This is a genomic window from Gordonia abscondita (genome assembly GCF_032711245.1).
Taxonomy (GTDB): Bacteria; Actinomycetota; Actinomycetes; order Mycobacteriales; family Mycobacteriaceae; genus Gordonia.
This window is the reverse complement of the sequence record NZ_CP128986.1, coordinates 894601-910426: the sequence shown is the minus strand read 5'-3', so window position 1 is coordinate 910426 and position 15826 is coordinate 894601. Positions and strand designations below refer to the sequence as shown.

Sequence of the window (15826 nt, the reverse complement as noted above, 5' to 3'; positions counted from 1 at the left end):
TAACACGTTCTAGTTTTGACGTATGGCCTTCACAATAGCCGACCTCATCGAGCATGCGGTCGACCTGATGCCCGACCGAATCGCCCTCGAATCAGGCGACGAGAGTCGGACCTACGAGCAGATGGAGGAGCGATCCAACGCGATCGCTCACACACTCGCCGAACTCGGCATTCGACGAGGTGACAGGGTGGGTTTGTACAGCAGAAACACGATCGAATCCGTCGAGTCCATGATCGCGATCTTCAAGATTCGCGCGGTTATGGTCAACGTCAACTACCGGTATGTCGAATCCGAGCTGGAACACATCGTCGCTGACTCTGGGATGAAGGTTCTCATCCATGAGGAGCGGTACACCGGGCGGGTGTGCAACGTGTTATCGAAATCGGCGTTCGACCTGACCGCCCGGGTCGTGGTCTCGACTCCGCTCGACGAGCAGGGGGCTCCGTTCGACGAGCGCGGCGATGTCACTGTCGTCGACTACGAAGACGCGATCGCCGACTCGTCGCGTGAACGAGACTTCGACGAGCGCAGCGACGACGACCTGTACATGCTCTACACCGGTGGGACGACCGGGAAACCGAAGGGTGTCATCTGGCGTCAAGAAGACGTGTGGCGCGTCCTCGGTGGTGGTATCGACTGGTACTCGGGCACACCCGTCGCCGACGAGTGGGAGCACGCCAAGACTGGATCCGACGGCGGTCAGCTCGTTCGCTTCCCGATCCCACCGTTCATCCACGGCGGTAGTCAGTGGGCCATCTTCCAATCGTTGTTCGCTGGTGGGAAGTCCGTTGTCTACCCGGACTTCGACCCCGCTCAAGTGTGGGAAGCTGTCGACAAGCACAAGGTGAACGTCATCTTTATCACCGGCGACGCTATGGGTCGGCCGATGATCGAGGCGCTCGAAGCCGGCGAGTACGACACCTCGTCTGTCGTGTCCGTTGCCTCGTCGGCCGCGCTGTTCTCGCCCGCCGTCAAAGAGCGATACCTGGAGAAGTTCCCGAACGCCGTCGTCGTCGACGCGATCGGTTCCTCTGAGACCGGATTCGGCGGAATGGGGATGGCGGTCAAGGGGCAGAGCCGGGTGGGCGCACCCACCGTGAAAGCGGACCCGAACACCCACGTGCTGCGTGCGGACGGGACCCGGTTGCAGCCGGGCGACGGCGAGACCGGTCGTCTCGCGCGCAGCGGCCACATTCCGCTGCGTTATCACAATGCGCCAGCCAAGAGTGCCGAGACATTCGTCGAGTACGACGGAGTGCGGTACTCGTTGCCCGGCGACTTCGCTCGTCTCGAGGCCGACGGGACCATCACGATGCTCGGCCGCGGGTCGATGTCGATCAACACCGGTGGAGAGAAAGTGTTCCCCGAAGAGGTCGAAGCCGCGTTGAAGTCGCATCCAGACGTCTTCGACGTGAGTGTCGTCGGTGTCCCCGACGAGCGGTTCGGTCAACGTGTCGCCGCCGTCGTAGCCGCCCGCAACGGTGCGCGACCGACGCTGACCGGTCTCGGTGAGGTGGTCCGCGTCGTCTTGGCCGGTTACAAGGCTCCGCGCAGCGTCTGGTTTGTCGACGAGGTGAAGCGCTCGCCCGCCGGGAAGCCCGACTATCGCTGGGCGGTAGACGTCACGTCCTCGCGTGAGCCAGACGAATCCCGATAGACCCGGTTAACCAAGCCCCGTAGAACGGACAAGGACAGAAATGAAGACTGATCTCAGTGAGAAGTTCGGTATTGAATACCCGATCTTCGGGTTCACTCCGAGTGAGCACGTAGCCGCCGCGATCAGCCGTGCGGGGGGACTCGGCGTACTCGGTTGCGTGCGGTTCAATGAGGCCGACGAACTCAACGAAGTCCTCGAATGGATGCACGAGAACACTGACGGCAAGCCGTTTGGCGTCGACGTCGTGATGCCAGCCAAGATCCCGACCGAAGGGTCCAAGCTCGACCTGGACTCGATGATCCCGCCCGAGCATCGCGCGTTCGTGGAGCGGACGCTCGACGATCTCGGGGTGCCGCCTCTTCCCGACGGCGGCGACCGCGTCAACACCGGCGTTCTGGGCTGGCTGCACTCGGTTGCGCGATCGCATGTCGACATCGCGATGGAGCACGCCCGCAAATACGGGCAGATCAAGCTGATTGCGAACGCTCTCGGGTCGCCTCCGGACGACGTCATCGCGATCGCGCACGAGAACGGTGTACAGGTCGCGGCGCTCGCGGGAGCCAAGGAGCATGCGCTCAGCCACGTGAACGCGGGCGTCGACATCGTGATCGCGCAAGGCTACGAGGGTGGCGGCCACACCGGTGAGGTCACGTCGATGATCCTGTGGCCGGAACTCGTCGACGCACTCGGTGATCGGGCACCCGTTCTCGCCGCGGGCGGCGTCGGCAGCGGGAGGCAGATGGCCGCCGCGATCGCGCTCGGCGCACAGGGCGTATGGATGGGCACCTACTGGCTGACCGCCGCCGAGTACGACTTGGGAGCCACCGGCGACGGTCCATCCACGGTTCAGCAGGCGCTTCTCGCCGCGACCTCCCGCGACACCGTTCGCCGGCGCATCTACTCGGGTAAGCCGGCCCGTCTCCTCAAGACCAAATGGACCGACGCCTGGGATGCGGCGAACGCACCCGAGCCGCTACCGATGCCGCTCCAGAACCTGCTCGTCGGTGAGGCGCACGCCCGCATCTCCCTCGCCGACGATCCGGGCGTCGTCGCGATGCCAGCCGGCCAGATCGTCGGGCGGTGCAACGCGATCACACCTGTCGATGAACTGATCGACGGTCTTGTCTCCGAGTACAAGGAGGCAGCGGCCAGGATCGCGGCGACACTGTCCGGCAGTTGAGCGAAACCGACTACCGCATGCCGTAGCGGCGTTTGAACCGCTCCACGCGGCCTTCTGAATCCATGACGCGCTGCGCGCCCGTCCAGAACGGGTGCGAATCGCTCGTCACATCGACGACGATGAGCGGATACGTGTTTCCATCCGACCAGTCGACGGTGTTCTCCGAGGTCGCGGTCGACCTGGTCAGGAACTCTTTGCCGGTCGCGGCGTCACGGAAGACCACGGGGTGGTAGTCGGGGTGGATTCCAGATTTCATAGTTGTTCTCCTTCGGGACTCGAGTCCGCTCGGAAAGCGGCGGATGATTCGGCTCGATCGGCGGGGGATTCCATGTCGTCGCACGGGTCGCGGTGGGCGTGACCGAACGGCGAAGGCAATGACGTGATGTAGTCCTGGCCGCGTGCGAACTCGTCGGCGGTCACCAGTGCAGCTGTGAGTGCGCGGCGAACATCGTCGGGGTCGGCTCGGTGACACAGAACGGTCAGCGAGGTATGTCGGTCGCCGTGTTCGGGGTCCCACCGCAACGAGGCAAGAGCACGGTGCTCGGGATCGACGTTCGAATGGTCGTCGATGCATGCCAGCCAGTTTCCGACGTGCAGGATCGACAGTCCGCCGCCTGCCGACTCGAGCCACATGACGTCGTCCGGATCGGACGCGAACCACATCCGCCCGCGCGCTGTCACGACACCCTCGAGAAGTACGTCGAGGCTGTCGTGGAGTCGTTCGGGGTGGAACGGGCGGTCGGCCTCGAACGACACGAGTTGCACGCCGCAGTCCTCGTCGAGGTCGGGTGCGCCGACGAGCAGCGGGTCGAACGGTTGAGTCGGCCGGCCGCGCGGGGTTCCCGGTGTCATGGAGCTAATCGATCCTTCGACGATCTCTCGCGTGAGCGTCTGCTGGCTGTTGAGTGTGCGCATTCCCGCCGCAGGCGCGAGCCGAAGGAGCACAGCGTGCAGGCGCGCGAGATCGTATGCGCTCTCCACGCCGTCAGCACCGTCGATGACGATCGCGTCCGCGAACCGGACCTGTGCGACGGCGATCTGAGACAGGGTTCGCTCGTCTTCCAGTTCCGGAGTGCCCTCCTCGATCACGCCCGCTTCGGCCAGCGTGATGTCGCCGGTCGCGTCGGCGAGCCACGTTCGCGCGTCGACCGCGCACAACGTCGCGTGCACTTCGACGTCCTCAGACGTTGGAGCGGGGGCGACGTCGGGGGCTTCGACGATGGTGCTGCCGATCTCGACCGACAACTGCTCGGGTTCGACCATCGGATCGAGCAGTACGACGATATGTCGCACGTCGGGGTCGCGGTGCAGGGTGCGCAACATCGGCAGCAGGTCCAAGCGCAGCGTGCACGACACGCAACCGTGCTCGAGTTCGACGTCGTCGACGGTGAGTGTGTCGACGCCGTCGAGTGACATGCGGTGCTCGACGCGTGTCACTCGCCCCGAGGCGACATCCCGCAGATCGTGCGAGACGACCGTGGTGCCGGCGCGCAGCAGTGTGTATGCGATGCGCGCGCTGATGGTCCGGTCCAGGCCTGCGACCAGTGTCACCGGGGTGCGGTGCGCCGCGTCGGTCATGTGGGCTCCTTCGATTTGATCCCGCTTAAATGAACACGATTTCCGTTTGATTGATTCCGACTGTAGCGTGGCGAACACATTTAATGCGAATCGTTTTCGATAAGAAGGAGTGCATGTGTCCGCCGAATGCCAAGTCACCGGGAAGGTCCCCGGGTTCGGGAAGCAGGTATCGCACTCGCATCGACGCACGTCACGGCAGTGGCGACCGAACATTCAGCGCAAGACGTACTGGGTTCCGTCGCTCGGACGACGCGTCACATTGCGGGTATCCGCCGCCGGAATCAAGACCATCGACCGCGACGGGATCGACGCCGTCGTCGCACGCGTCAAAGCTGCGGGGCGACTCTAGATGAGCAAGAGCACCGACGTCCGGCCCATCGTGAAGCTCAAATCCACAGCCGGAACCGGATACACGTACGTCACCCGCAAGAACCGCCGCAACGACCCGGACCGGCTCGTGTTGCGCAAATACGACCCGGTGGTCCGCCGCCACGTCGAGTTCAAGGAGGAACGCTGATGGCCAAGAAGTCGAAGATCGTGAAGGAACAACGCCGCCGCGAGATCGTCGCGCGGTATGCCGAGCGTCGCGCGGAACTAAAGGCGACGATCGCATCACCGAGCAGTACCGCCGAGGCGGTCATGCAGGCGCGAGCGGAACTGGCGCGCCAGCCGCGCGACGCGAGTGCCACCCGGCTGCGTAACCGAGACGCCGTCGACGGGCGGCCGCGCGGATACCTCGGCAAGGCCGGAGTCTCCCGCGTCCGGTTCCGCGCCATGGCCCATCGCGGCGAACTCCCGGGTATCAAGAAAGCGAGCTGGTGATGGCGAAACCGCAGAAGTCAGGCAAGGCCAAGAGGGCGGCTAAGGCTGGCCTCAAACGACGCACGGCAGACCCGAACCTGACATTCGACTACAAAGACACGGCGACGCTCCGCCGGTTCCTCACCGAACGCGGACGTATCCGTGCTCGTGCCGTCACCGGGCTGACACCGCAGCAGCAACGGCAACTCGCGACGGCCGTCAGGAATGCGCGCGAGATGGCGCTGCTCCCGTTCGGCTGACCGAGCCAACCGTCGGCATCACAGCGTGGAAACGTCCGGCGGTCAAGCGTGCCAGGTGGGGTCGCCCAGCGATGTGACCAGGACCGACCGGGCAGTTTTGAAGGTCGCGGTCTGCGGCAGGGTGGCGACGAGCCAAATGCGAGTCGGCCGCTGTTTGGGGCTGAGATCGGTCTGCGCGTCGAGGAACGACTCGAACTCGGCGCGGTCGAGTCCGTCGGCGACGAGGACGGCTCCGACAGCGTCGCCGATCTCCGTGGGGACGCCGATCACGATGGCGTCGGAGACCCGCGGATGCCTGCGGAGGATCGTCTCGATCGGGCGTGTGCCGAGATTTTCGCCGTCGACGCGCAGCCAGTCGCCGATGCGGCCAGCGAAGTGAATGTAGCCGCCGTCGTCGACCCAGCCGAGGTCTCCGGTGTGGTAGATACCGCCGCGCATTCGTTCGGCGGTCGCCGCCTCGTCGCCGTAATAGCCGTCGAACAGACCGGGACCGGACGTGTTCACGATCTCGCCGACGACGCCGGAACGGACCGGAGCGAGCGTTTCGGGGTCGACCACGGCGACCGGGGCGGTCAGCGGGCCGAGCGCATCGTCCGGGGTGTCCGGCGTCCGCGTGATCGACACACCCGACTCTGTCGACCCGAATCCGTCGATGACGCGCGCACCGAAACGACGCGAGAACTCGGCACGGTCGACGGCCGACGCCTCGTTGCCGTACACGATCCGCAGCGAAGAGTCCGCGTCGCCGTGACGCTCGGCGGTTGCGAGAATGTAGTGCAAAGGCTGGCCGACGTAGTTGGCGAAGGTGACGCCATAGCGGCGGATGTCGTCGCTGAACCCGCGCGCAGAGAAGCGCGGCGCAATTGCGAGTGAGCATCGTGCCGCCGCGGCCACCGACCATCCGGCGATCAGCGCGTTCGAGTGGAACATCGGCATCGACACGTACGCGACGTCGTCGGGCCCCATCGCGAATCGGTGGGCAAGCATGGCTCCGGGCGCCGCAAACTTTCGTTGACTGCACCGGACGGCCTTCGGATCGCCAGTAGTACCCGAGGTGAAGATGAGCATCACCAGATCCTGCGGGCCGGTTTCGACCGGCAGGAAGTCATCCGGCGCCGCCGCGGCTACCGCCGTCATCCACTCGGTCGAGGAGACGTCGACGACGCGGGCGTCCGGGACGTCGCCCAGCAGCGGCGCCGTCTCGGGCGAGACCAAGATCAGCTGGCAGTCCGCCCGCACGGCGTCCACGACGAGAGCTTCGCCCCGTCTCGTCGAGTTGAGGCCGACGAGTACGAAGCCGCCGAGCGCGGCCGCCGCGAACATCCTCGAGAAGTCGATACCGTTGCCCAACAGAACGCCGACGTGAGGCGGCCGCTCGTCGTGGAGCATCGAAGCGGCGGCCGCGGCGTACCGGCGGGCGTCCGCGAGGTGGACACGCCAGGACGTGAACTCGCCTTCGAACCAGACGCCTTGGTCGTCGACGTCCGCCAATGGAGCGAGTAACTGTCCGAGCGTGACCGCATCGGTGACTGACGGCGCAGTCACCGCGCTGCCAGTACGGCGCCGAGTTCGCCGAGTACCACGGGAGCCGACCCGTACGTGAACTCGTTCTGCTTAGCCCGCAAGAAGAAGCGGTGAACCGGGTGGGAGGTGTCGAGTCCGACACCGCCGTGCACGTGCACCGTCGTGTGCGCGACGCGATGGCCAGCTTCAGCGGTCCAGAACGCCGCGGTGTCGACCGCGGCGGTCGTCTCCTCGTCGTCCGTCTCGGCCGCGCCGGACAACAACCAAGCAGCCTGCGTGACGGTCAACGACAATGCCTGCACGTCGATGTAGTCGTCGGCCAGGCGTTGCGCGACGGCCTGGAATGAGCCGATCTTGCGTCCGAACTGCTCGCGTTCGCGGGCGTACTCGGCGGTCGCGGCGAGCGCACCTGCGACCACGCCCGCTTGGTCTGCGGCCAGCCCGAGACGGAGCAGGTCCCGAGCGCGTGCCGCGGTCGTCGAACCGCCGTCGAGGACGGCGCCTGCCGCCCCGTCGAAGTCGACCGTGTACACCGGGGTCAGTCCGGTAGACGGGGTTTCGGTGACGGTGACGCCGGAGCCCCGCTCGACCACGGCCACGACGGGACCGTCGGCGCTCGCGGCGGTCACCACGAAAGCGTCGGCTGCCTCCGCATACGGCACGTTCAGCTTGGTTCCGGTAACCAACCCGCCGGTCGACACTGTGGTCGACGGCGCGAGAAGGTCGAAGCCCAGATCTTCTTCGACAGCCGCTGAGATCACCGCGTCGCCGGCCACCGCCTTGCCGAGCAGATCGCGGACAGCTTCGCCGCCGTAAGTGGCCAGCAGCGGCACCGCTGCCACCGCGTGCTGCGCATACGGGACGCGAGCCAGCGCGCGGCCGAGAGCCGTCGCGACCGCGGTGGTCTCCATCGTCGTCAGATCGGCTCCGCCGTCGCCGACGACGTCGGAGGGTGCCGCCAGGCCGAGCAGCCCCGCGTTCGCGATCTCACGCCAGAGGTCGGCGTCGATCGCCGCGCGATCGGCTTCGAGTTCTGCGGTGCGCTCTCCGGTCGCGAGCCGCGTGGTGATGTCTGTGGCGAGGCCGGTCAGATCGGCTGCCGCCTCGGTGGGAGTGAAGTCCATGTCGATGTTCCTTAAAGGTGGTCAGCGGCGGGCGGGCGGAAGGCCGAGGGCGAGCATGCCGATGATGTCGCGTTGAATCTCGTTGGTTCCGCCACCGAAGGTGAGGATCAGCGACGTCCGCGAGAAGCGCTCCAGACGGCCTTGCAGGTGCGCGCCGACCGAGCCCTGGCGCAGCGTCGCGGCCGGGCCGGTCACCTCCATCATCAAGCGGTACGCCTCGGTGGCGAACTCAGTGCCGAACACTTTGGTCGCCGACGCGTCGGCGGGTGATGGCGAGCCGCCCTGCGCGGCAATCGAAGCGATCTTCCAATTGACGAGCTTGAGGAACTCGACTTTCGCGTGCACGCGCGCCAGATTTGCCTGAACCCAACCGGCATCGATGAGCCGGCCGTCACCGTAAGGCTGTTCCCGCGCGAACGCCAGGGTCTCGTTGAGCGCGGTCTGAATCGGAGCCGCGCTGCACAGCGCGACGCGCTCGTGGTTGAGCTGGTTGGTGATGAGTGACCAACCTCCGCCTTCCTCGCCGACGATCGAACTCGTCGGAACACGCACGTCTTGATAATAGGTGGCGCTCGTGTCGACGCCGGACATCGTATGTACAGGCGTGTACGAGAATCCCTCCGCAGTAGTCGGGACCACCAGCATCGAGATGCTCTTGTGCTTGCTCGGCCGCTTGCCCGCCTCGCTGTCCGCGCTGGCATCGCTGCCGGAATCGGTTCGGCAGGCCAACCACACGTAGTCGGCGTAGGGGATCAGGCTCGTCCACATCTTCTGCCCGTTGACGACGTACTCGTCGCCGTCGCGGACCGCGGTGGTGCGCAGGGATGCGAGATCAGTGCCTGCGCCCGGCTCCGAGTATCCGATCGAGAAATGCAGTTCGCCCGCTGCGATCTTCGGCAGGAAGAACTCCTTCTGTTCAGGCGTCCCGTAGTGCATGATCGTCGGCGCCACCGAGTTGATCGTCAGGAACGGGACCGGAGCGCCCGCGATCGCCGCTTCGTCGGTGAAGATCAATTGGTCCATCATCGACCGGTTCGCACCGCCGAATTCGGTCGGCCAGCCGAGCGCGAGCCACCCGTCGACGCCCATCTGGCGGACCACATCACGGTAGGCGTCTCCCTCGCCGATCTCCCCGTCTCCGCCGGTCAGAGCCGCGCGGCGGTCGGAAGTCATGAGGCCGCTAAAGTAGGAACGCAACTCGCGGCGAAGTTCCTCCTGCTCGGCTGTGTACGCGATGCGCATGGGCAGTTCTCCTGCGATCCTCGAGACGCTTGCGCGCCGTTGTGGTTGGCTACTTCTGAAACACGTTCTAACGTGAAAGTGTCGAGCCCGTCAACCAGCGGGCATGGGACCTCGAGGAGGATGCAATGCGAGTCAAGTGTGATTTCGACCTGTGCGAGTCGAACGCGGTGTGTGTGGGCATGGCGCCCGATGTTTTCGACCTGGACGATAACGATTACCTGGTGATTCTCGACGAGGATCTACCCGAGTCCCGGGCGGAGGAAATGCGACAGGTCGTTGCGTCGTGTCCGCGCTCGGCGCTGTCGATCGAGTGATCGTAGTCTGGTCTGCGTCAAGGTATTTCGAGAGATACTGGGCGAATTGTTAGAACATGTTCTAGTGTGAGTCGCGGTGTAAGACGATCGGCGCCGTCGGGCGCGAAGTTGAGAAGGGTTCACACAGTGGGCGGAACGTTAGAGGGCAAGGTGGCCGTCGTCACCGGTGCCGGAGGTGGTCTCGGGCGGGCCGAAGCCATCGGACTGGCGGCGGACGGGGCGACGGTGATCGTCAACGACCTCGACCGCGCACTGGACGCGAGTGACGTCTTCGACGTCATCTCGTCCGCGGGTGGTTCGGCGGTTCGGATGGCGGGCGACATCTCCGACTCGGCGACTGCGCGGGAGATCATGCGCACCGCGACCGAAGATCTCGGTGGGCTCGACGTCGTGATGAGCAATGCTGGGATCACCCGCGACACGATGCTCTTCAACATGTCCGACGACGAGTGGGACCTCGTGCTTGGCGTCCACCTACGCGGGCACTTCCTGCTTAACCGGAACGCCGCGGCGCACTGGCGTGCCGAGTCGAAGGCCGCGGGTGCGCCCGTCTATGGCCGGCTCATCAACACGTCATCCGAGGCGGGTCTTCTCGGTCCGGCCGGTCAGGCGAACTACGGTGCGGCGAAAGCGGGTATCACTGCGTTGACCCTCTCGGCCTCGCGGGCTCTGTCGCGGTACGGCGTCACCGCCAACGCTATCTGTCCGCGCGCGCGAACGGCGATGACAGCGAGTGTCTTCGGCGACGCGCCCGACGGAGGCGTCGACCCGCTGTCGCCCGACCATGTGGTCGCCCTGGTGCGGTACCTCGCGAGTTCGGCTGCACAGGACGTGTCCGGACAGGTCTTCGTCGTCTACGGGCCGAAAGTCACCCTGATGGCCGCTCCGACGATCCGCGAAGTGTTCGAGGCTGACGGTGACGAGTGGGCCCCCGAGTCGCTCGCCGGATCGCTGTCCGCGTACTTCGCGTCGCCAGCGGGGAAAGCGACTTTCTCGGCGTCCGAGTTGATGGATTAGGGCGGATCGTCCGGTGAATTGTCGATGTCGAATAGTGTCACTGATGTGTCGGCCGCCCATGATAGGTTGCCTTCACCGGTGGGAGGAGGAGACTTGCTGACCAGGCTGGCTGCTCCAATGAACGGCGTTGGCGATTTCGTGGCACTTGCTGTCGAATCTGCCAGAGAGCTCTTCCGGCGTCCGTTTCAGTTCAGAGAGACGGTCGAGCAGTCGTGGGCGATCGCCCGCGTCTCGTTGGTGCCGACACTGCTAGTCGCTATCCCGTTCACCGTTCTCGTCAGTTTCACGTTGAACATTCTGCTTCGCGAGATCGGGGCCCAGGACCTGTCCGGGGCGGGTGCAGCACTTGGCACCATCACTCAGATCGGGCCGATCGTCACCGTGCTCATCGTCGCGGGCGCCGGCGCCACAGCGATCTGTGCCGACCTCGGTGCACGAACCATCCGGGAAGAGATCGACGCGATGCGCGTCCTCGGCATCAACCCGATCCATCGGCTCGTCGTACCGCGCGTGATCGCGTCGACCGGTGTCGCGCTCCTGCTCAACAGCCTGGTCTGCACGATCGGCATCGCAGGCGGCTTCGTGTTCTCGGTGTACCTGCAAGACGTCAACCCCGGTGCGTTCATCGCCAACCTGACCTTGCTCACCGGACTCGGCGAACTCGTCATCTCCATGATCAAGGCCGCGCTCTTCGGGCTGTTCGCGGGCCTCGTCGGCTGCTATCGAGGCTTGAATGTAAAGGGCGGCGCCAAGGGTGTCGGCGACGCGGTGAACGAGACGGTCGTCTACTCATTCATGGCGCTGTTCGTCGTCAATGTGGTCGTGACCGCAGTCGGACTGAAAGTGACGATGGGCTGACGATGGTACTTCCGGGAACTACACGACTTCTCACCGCTCGTGTCGCAATCAAGCGTGCGGGTGAGGACTGGAACAAGATCGGCGACCAGGCCCTCTTCTACTGGGATTCGATCGTCTCGATTCCGCGGGCACTCCGCCAGTACAAGAAGGAGACGCTGCGCCTGATCGCCGAGATCTCGATGGGCACCGGCGCGCTCGCCATGATCGGCGGCACCGTCGTCGTCGTCGGCTTCCTGACGCTGTTCACCGGCGGCACCATCGCAGTCCAGGGCTACAGCTCGCTCGCCAACATCGGCGTGGAAGCGTTGACCGGCTTCTTCTCCGCCTTCATCAACGTCCGCATCGCGGTCCCGGTCATCGCGGGCATCGGGTTGGCGGCCACTATCGGCGCCGGGGCGACAGCACAGCTAGGCGCCATGCGGGTGAGCGAAGAGATCGATGCCCTGGAAGTGATGGCCATATCGTCCATCCCGTATCTGGTCAGTACGCGAATCGTCGCGGGCCTCGTCGCGATCATCCCGCTCTACTCGCTCGCCGCACTGGCGTCGTTCATCGCGAGCCGATTCGCGACCGTGTTCATGTACGGGCAGTCCGGCGGCGTCTACGACCACTACTTCTCGACGTTCCTCATCCCGTCGGACATCCTCTGGTCGTTCGTACAGGCGATCTGTATGGCCGTCGCGGTCATGTTGATCCACACCTATTACGGCTTCAACGCGTCCGGCGGCCCCGTCGGTGTCGGCGTCGCCGTGGGCAACGCGGTCCGCGCATCGCTGGTCGTGGTCGTCGTCATCACCCTCCTCACGTCGCTCGCCATCTACGGCTCCGACGGCAACTTCAACCTGGCCGGGTGAGCCGACGTGACCTATAAAGCTCGTGGAAACGGTGTGCGCAAGCTCGCCGCGACGATCATGGTCGGCTCGCTCGTCGTAATCGTCGGGCTCGCCGCCGGACAGTTCCTCGGCTGGTTCCAGAACACGAAGTCGGTGACGTTGTTCGCGCCGCGCGCCGGGCTGGTGATGAACCCCGACGCGAAAGTGAAGCTTCGGGGCGTCACCGTAGGACGCGTCGCGGACATCCGCGACATCGGCGACCAGGCCGAACTCAAACTCAACATGGACGCCGGACAGTTATCGTCGATCCCGGCGAACGTTCGCGCCGACATCAAGGCGAACACTGTCTTCGGAGCCAAGGCAATTAATTTGGTGGTCCCCGCCGACGGTCCGCGTGGGACTCTCACCGCGGGCACCGAGATCAAAGCCGACCACGTCGTCGTTGAACTCAATACCGTGTACCAGCAACTCGTCGGACTGCTCGCGAAGACTGAGCCCGACAAGATGAACGTCGTGCTCGGTGCGGTCGACGACGCGCTATCCGGCCGCGGCAAGCAGATCGGCAACGCGCTGGTCCAGCTGAACGAGGTACTCGGCAAGACCAACCAGAATTTGCCCGAACTGAACCGCCTGTTCGAGGAAGCGGCCGGTATGACGAACGTGTACGCAGACGTGATGCCCGACCTGATGCGGACGGTCGACAATGCGACCGTCGTCGGCAACAACCTGGTGGAAAACTCGTCGAACCTCGACAGCCTGCTGATCAACGTCACTGGCATGGCCCGCAGCGGCAATGGTGTACTCAGCAAGAGCAAGAAGGACTTGATGAGCACGCTCAGCGACCTGAACCCGGTCACCAAGCTACTCGGCTATCAGGCTCCGGGTCTGCGGTGCTTCATCACCGCGGCCAGCGACGCCGCCGATGTGGCGGTACCGTTTCTCGGCGGCCGCAACGGGATGCTCCTGCTCGACGCGGGACTCACTCCGGGCCAGGATCCGTACCGGTATCCGCAAGATCTGCCCGAGGTGGGCGGCGACGGCCCGCCGACCTGTCAGGGCGGACTCTCCGACATCACCTCCAAGGAGAAGGTTCCGTTCTACGTAATCGATAACGCCGAGCAGCCTTATCAACCCCGCACCACTCCGAAGGTGCAGTCGGCGAAGCTCTTCAACCTGCTGTTCGGGGGCACGCCTCGTGGATAAACGCGCACGCGCGTTCCGCGCGACAATCATCAAACTCGGTACGTTCGTCGTAGTCATGTTGCTGGTGATGGCCGGCCTGGTCATCGTGTTCAGTAAGTATCAGAGCGGTGGAAGCAACACGTATTCGGCGCTGTTCACGAGCGCGTCGGCCATGAAGTCGGGCAGTTCCGTGAAGATCGCGGGCATCGACGTCGGCACCGTGAAGAGCATCCAACTCACCGAAGACAATCTGGCTCACGTCGAATTCACCGTCAACGAGAACTACCGACTCCCCGAATCGGCGCATGCGCTCGTCCGCTACGAGAACCTCACCGGCGACCGATATCTCGAGATTCAACCCGGCGATGGCGACCTCAACACGGCGATGGCTCCCGGGGGCGAGATCCCGATCAATCGGACCGAGCCCGCACTCGACCTCGACAAATTGCTGGGCGGCTTCAAACCGCTGTTCCGCACGATGAACGCAGACGAGGTCAACAAGCTCTCGTCGGCTCTCATCGCGGTGTTCCAAGGCCAGGGTGGCTCGCTCAACACACTGTTGGCGAACACGGCGTCGTTCACCAGCGAGATCGCCGACCGAGACAAATTGATCGGCAGCGTCATCGATAACTTGAACACGACGCTCGGCACGCTCGAAGCTGACCATCGGGGACTCGATCAGAGCGTCGACCGGATGCAACAGCTGATCAGTGGGCTGGCGGACGACAAGGGCGTGATCGGTCGCGCGATCGACGAGAGCGCCTCCGCCACCACCGGTCTCGCCGACCTGATGGGGGCGATCCGACCCGACACCAAGAAGGCGCTGAGCGCACTCGGCACGACGTCCGGGAACGCGTTGAAGGCCGAGCCGTTCATCCGGGGCCTGCTGTCCCGTCTTCCCGGCGACTTCAAGAAGCTGTCGAATCTGGGCAGTTACGGTTCGTGGCTGCAGATCTACTTCTGCCGGATCCGACTGCTGCTGCCCGGGCCTGGCAACAGCCAGTACTACTTCACCGCTATCGACGCGATGGGTGACAAATCGCAGGGCGGGAGGTGTTCGAAATGAGTGAAGTGGAGACCCCGGATCACCGGACCAAGCGGTCGAAGGCATCGGTCGGCGTGATCGGTGTGCTGATCGTCGTGATGCTCGTCATCAGTGCACTTCAATTGGACCGACTGCCGTTCCTGTCGCAGATCAGCACCTATGACGTCTACTTCGAGGATGCCGGAGGCCTGGTTTCCGGCGACGTGGTGATGGTCGCGGGCATCGAAGTCGGGAAGGTCGAGGGCCTGTCGTTGGAGCATGTCGACGAGGGGATGCGCGCGCGGGTCAAGTTCCGCCTCAACGACACTGTGGTGCTCGGCGAGCGGTCGCGCGCCGCGATCAAGACCGAGACGGTGCTCGGACGCCGCAATCTGACGTTGACGCCGCTCGGCGAGGGCCGCATCAAACCGGGAGAGTCGATCCCGGTGGAGGCCACTGAGTCGCCGTACACCCTGACCGACGCACTCGATCAGGCGACGAGCACTCTGAAAGATACCGATACCGACCAGCTCAACAAGGCGCTGTCGACCATGTCGGACACGTTCTCCAAGACTCCCGACAACGTGCGGGGCGCCGTCGACGGTGTCGGTCGACTGTCCAAGGCTATAGCCGATCGCGACAACGCGCTCAACGAACTGCTCGATCGGGCGCGCGGCGTCACCGATATCGTCGGGAAACGCAGCAAACAGATTCGGCAGATGCTGATTGACGCCAACTCTCTGCTCGGCGAGTTGCAGATGCGTCGAGAAGCGATCCGACAGTTGATCACCGGCACGCGTGACGTCGCGGCCGAGATCACCGGTTTCGTCAACGACAACGAGGAACAACTGCGCCCGGTGCTCGAGAAGTTCAACGGCGTCCTCGACATCCTCAACGACAATGAGGACAACTTCAGCAAGGCGATCGACAATCTGGGACCGTACGCGAACATCCTCGGTGAGGCGGTGAGCTCCGGGCCGTACTTCTCGTCGCTGGTCGGCCTGCCGACGTTCGGCGACTACATGGGCACGTTCATGAAGGTGATGCAGCGCAAGTACCCGGAGGCAGCCAAGTACTTCTACGACTTCTCCGGAAATCCGATCTTCCCGAAGAACTGGAAGCAGGGGCCGAACGCGGGAGCACCCGACATCCCCCGAGAGACGCCTAAACGCACATATCCGACGCCTGCCGCACCGACGACGTCGACACCGAAGCAGAACGGAGGCCGCTGA

Annotated in this window: 18 protein-coding genes; 13 read left to right on the top strand and 5 right to left on the bottom strand. The window is 64.5% G+C overall.

Going from position 1 to position 15826, the window contains the following annotated elements; all coding sequences use genetic code 11:
* Positions 1–22: 22 nt before the first annotated feature.
* Both MP11Mi_RS04285 and MP11Mi_RS04280 read left to right on the top strand, forming a co-directional pair.
* On the top strand, positions 23–1657 hold the full coding sequence (locus tag MP11Mi_RS04285; RefSeq protein WP_420041069.1) for an acyl-CoA synthetase: 1635 nt from the start codon (positions 23–25) through the stop codon (positions 1655–1657).
* A 40-nt stretch (positions 1658–1697) separates the two neighbouring features.
* A complete protein-coding gene (locus MP11Mi_RS04280) occupies positions 1698–2837 on the top strand; it encodes an NAD(P)H-dependent flavin oxidoreductase (RefSeq protein WP_420041068.1) in 1140 nt (379 codons plus the stop codon).
* Positions 2838–2847: 10 nt separating this feature from the next.
* Here MP11Mi_RS04280 and MP11Mi_RS04275 read toward each other — a convergent pair whose 3' ends face one another.
* Both MP11Mi_RS04275 and mrf read right to left on the bottom strand, forming a co-directional pair.
* A complete protein-coding gene (locus tag MP11Mi_RS04275; RefSeq protein ID WP_420041067.1) occupies positions 2848–3093 on the bottom strand; it encodes a type B 50S ribosomal protein L31 in 246 nt (81 codons plus the stop codon).
* A complete protein-coding gene (mrf, locus tag MP11Mi_RS04270) occupies positions 3090–4415 on the bottom strand; it encodes a ribosome hibernation factor-recruiting GTPase MRF (RefSeq protein ID WP_420041065.1) in 1326 nt (441 codons plus the stop codon). The genes MP11Mi_RS04275 and mrf overlap by 4 nt, the downstream gene beginning before the upstream one ends.
* 115 nt (positions 4416–4530) lie before the next feature.
* Between mrf and rpmB the strand changes: the two genes are divergently transcribed.
* The 4 genes from rpmB to rpsR are packed head-to-tail and all read left to right on the top strand — an operon-like array spanning position 4531 to position 5476.
* On the top strand, positions 4531–4764 hold the full coding sequence (rpmB, locus tag MP11Mi_RS04265; protein WP_236998827.1) for a 50S ribosomal protein L28: 234 nt from the start codon (positions 4531–4533) through the stop codon (positions 4762–4764).
* Positions 4765–4932: a 50S ribosomal protein L33 gene (gene rpmG / locus MP11Mi_RS04260; protein ID WP_420041064.1), complete on the top strand. Its 168-nt coding sequence runs from the start codon at positions 4765–4767 to the stop codon at positions 4930–4932.
* Entirely contained in the window at positions 4932–5237 is a 306-nt protein-coding gene (gene rpsN, locus MP11Mi_RS04255) for a 30S ribosomal protein S14 (protein WP_420041063.1), read from the top strand. The genes rpmG and rpsN overlap by 1 nt, the downstream gene beginning before the upstream one ends.
* Positions 5237–5476: a 30S ribosomal protein S18 gene (gene rpsR / locus MP11Mi_RS04250; RefSeq protein WP_420041062.1), complete on the top strand. Its 240-nt coding sequence runs from the start codon at positions 5237–5239 to the stop codon at positions 5474–5476. Before rpsN ends, rpsR begins: the two co-directional genes overlap by 1 nt.
* A gap of 42 nt (positions 5477–5518) precedes the next feature.
* Here rpsR and MP11Mi_RS04245 read toward each other — a convergent pair whose 3' ends face one another.
* From MP11Mi_RS04245 to MP11Mi_RS04235, 3 genes are read right to left on the bottom strand one after another with little or no spacing between them, the layout of a single operon-like run.
* Positions 5519–7021, bottom strand: coding sequence for an AMP-binding protein (locus MP11Mi_RS04245; RefSeq protein ID WP_420041061.1), 1503 nt, complete (start codon positions 7019–7021; stop codon positions 5519–5521).
* Positions 7018–8124, bottom strand: coding sequence for an acyl-CoA dehydrogenase family protein (locus tag MP11Mi_RS04240; protein WP_420041060.1), 1107 nt, complete (start codon positions 8122–8124; stop codon positions 7018–7020). The genes MP11Mi_RS04245 and MP11Mi_RS04240 overlap by 4 nt, the downstream gene beginning before the upstream one ends.
* Before the next feature lie 21 nt (positions 8125–8145).
* Positions 8146–9366: an acyl-CoA dehydrogenase family protein gene (locus tag MP11Mi_RS04235; RefSeq protein WP_420041059.1), complete on the bottom strand. Its 1221-nt coding sequence runs from the start codon at positions 9364–9366 to the stop codon at positions 8146–8148.
* A gap of 125 nt (positions 9367–9491) precedes the next feature.
* Here MP11Mi_RS04235 and MP11Mi_RS04230 point away from each other — a divergent pair, with 125 nt between their 5' ends.
* The 7 genes from MP11Mi_RS04230 (at position 9492) to MP11Mi_RS04200 (ending at position 15826) form a co-directional block, all read left to right on the top strand.
* Complete coding sequence (locus MP11Mi_RS04230) at positions 9492–9680, top strand: ferredoxin (RefSeq protein ID WP_236998834.1); 189 nt, start codon at positions 9492–9494, stop codon at positions 9678–9680.
* 126 nt (positions 9681–9806) lie between these two features.
* The gene (locus MP11Mi_RS04225; protein WP_420041058.1) at positions 9807–10697 is read left to right on the top strand and encodes a 3-oxoacyl-ACP reductase; all 891 of its coding nucleotides are present in this window, start codon (positions 9807–9809) and stop codon (positions 10695–10697) included.
* Between the two features lie 93 nt (positions 10698–10790).
* Positions 10791–11555, top strand: coding sequence for an MlaE family ABC transporter permease (locus MP11Mi_RS04220; RefSeq protein WP_420042000.1), 765 nt, complete (start codon positions 10791–10793; stop codon positions 11553–11555).
* A gap of 2 nt (positions 11556–11557) precedes the next feature.
* On the top strand, positions 11558–12409 hold the full coding sequence (locus MP11Mi_RS04215) for an MlaE family ABC transporter permease (protein ID WP_420041057.1): 852 nt from the start codon (positions 11558–11560) through the stop codon (positions 12407–12409).
* A gap of 57 nt (positions 12410–12466) precedes the next feature.
* Positions 12467–13591: an MCE family protein gene (locus MP11Mi_RS04210; RefSeq protein WP_420041999.1), complete on the top strand. Its 1125-nt coding sequence runs from the start codon at positions 12467–12469 to the stop codon at positions 13589–13591.
* Positions 13584–14636: an MCE family protein gene (locus MP11Mi_RS04205; RefSeq protein WP_420041056.1), complete on the top strand. Its 1053-nt coding sequence runs from the start codon at positions 13584–13586 to the stop codon at positions 14634–14636. Before MP11Mi_RS04210 ends, MP11Mi_RS04205 begins: the two co-directional genes overlap by 8 nt.
* Entirely contained in the window at positions 14633–15826 is a 1194-nt protein-coding gene (locus MP11Mi_RS04200) for an MCE family protein (protein ID WP_420041055.1), read from the top strand. The genes MP11Mi_RS04205 and MP11Mi_RS04200 overlap by 4 nt, the downstream gene beginning before the upstream one ends.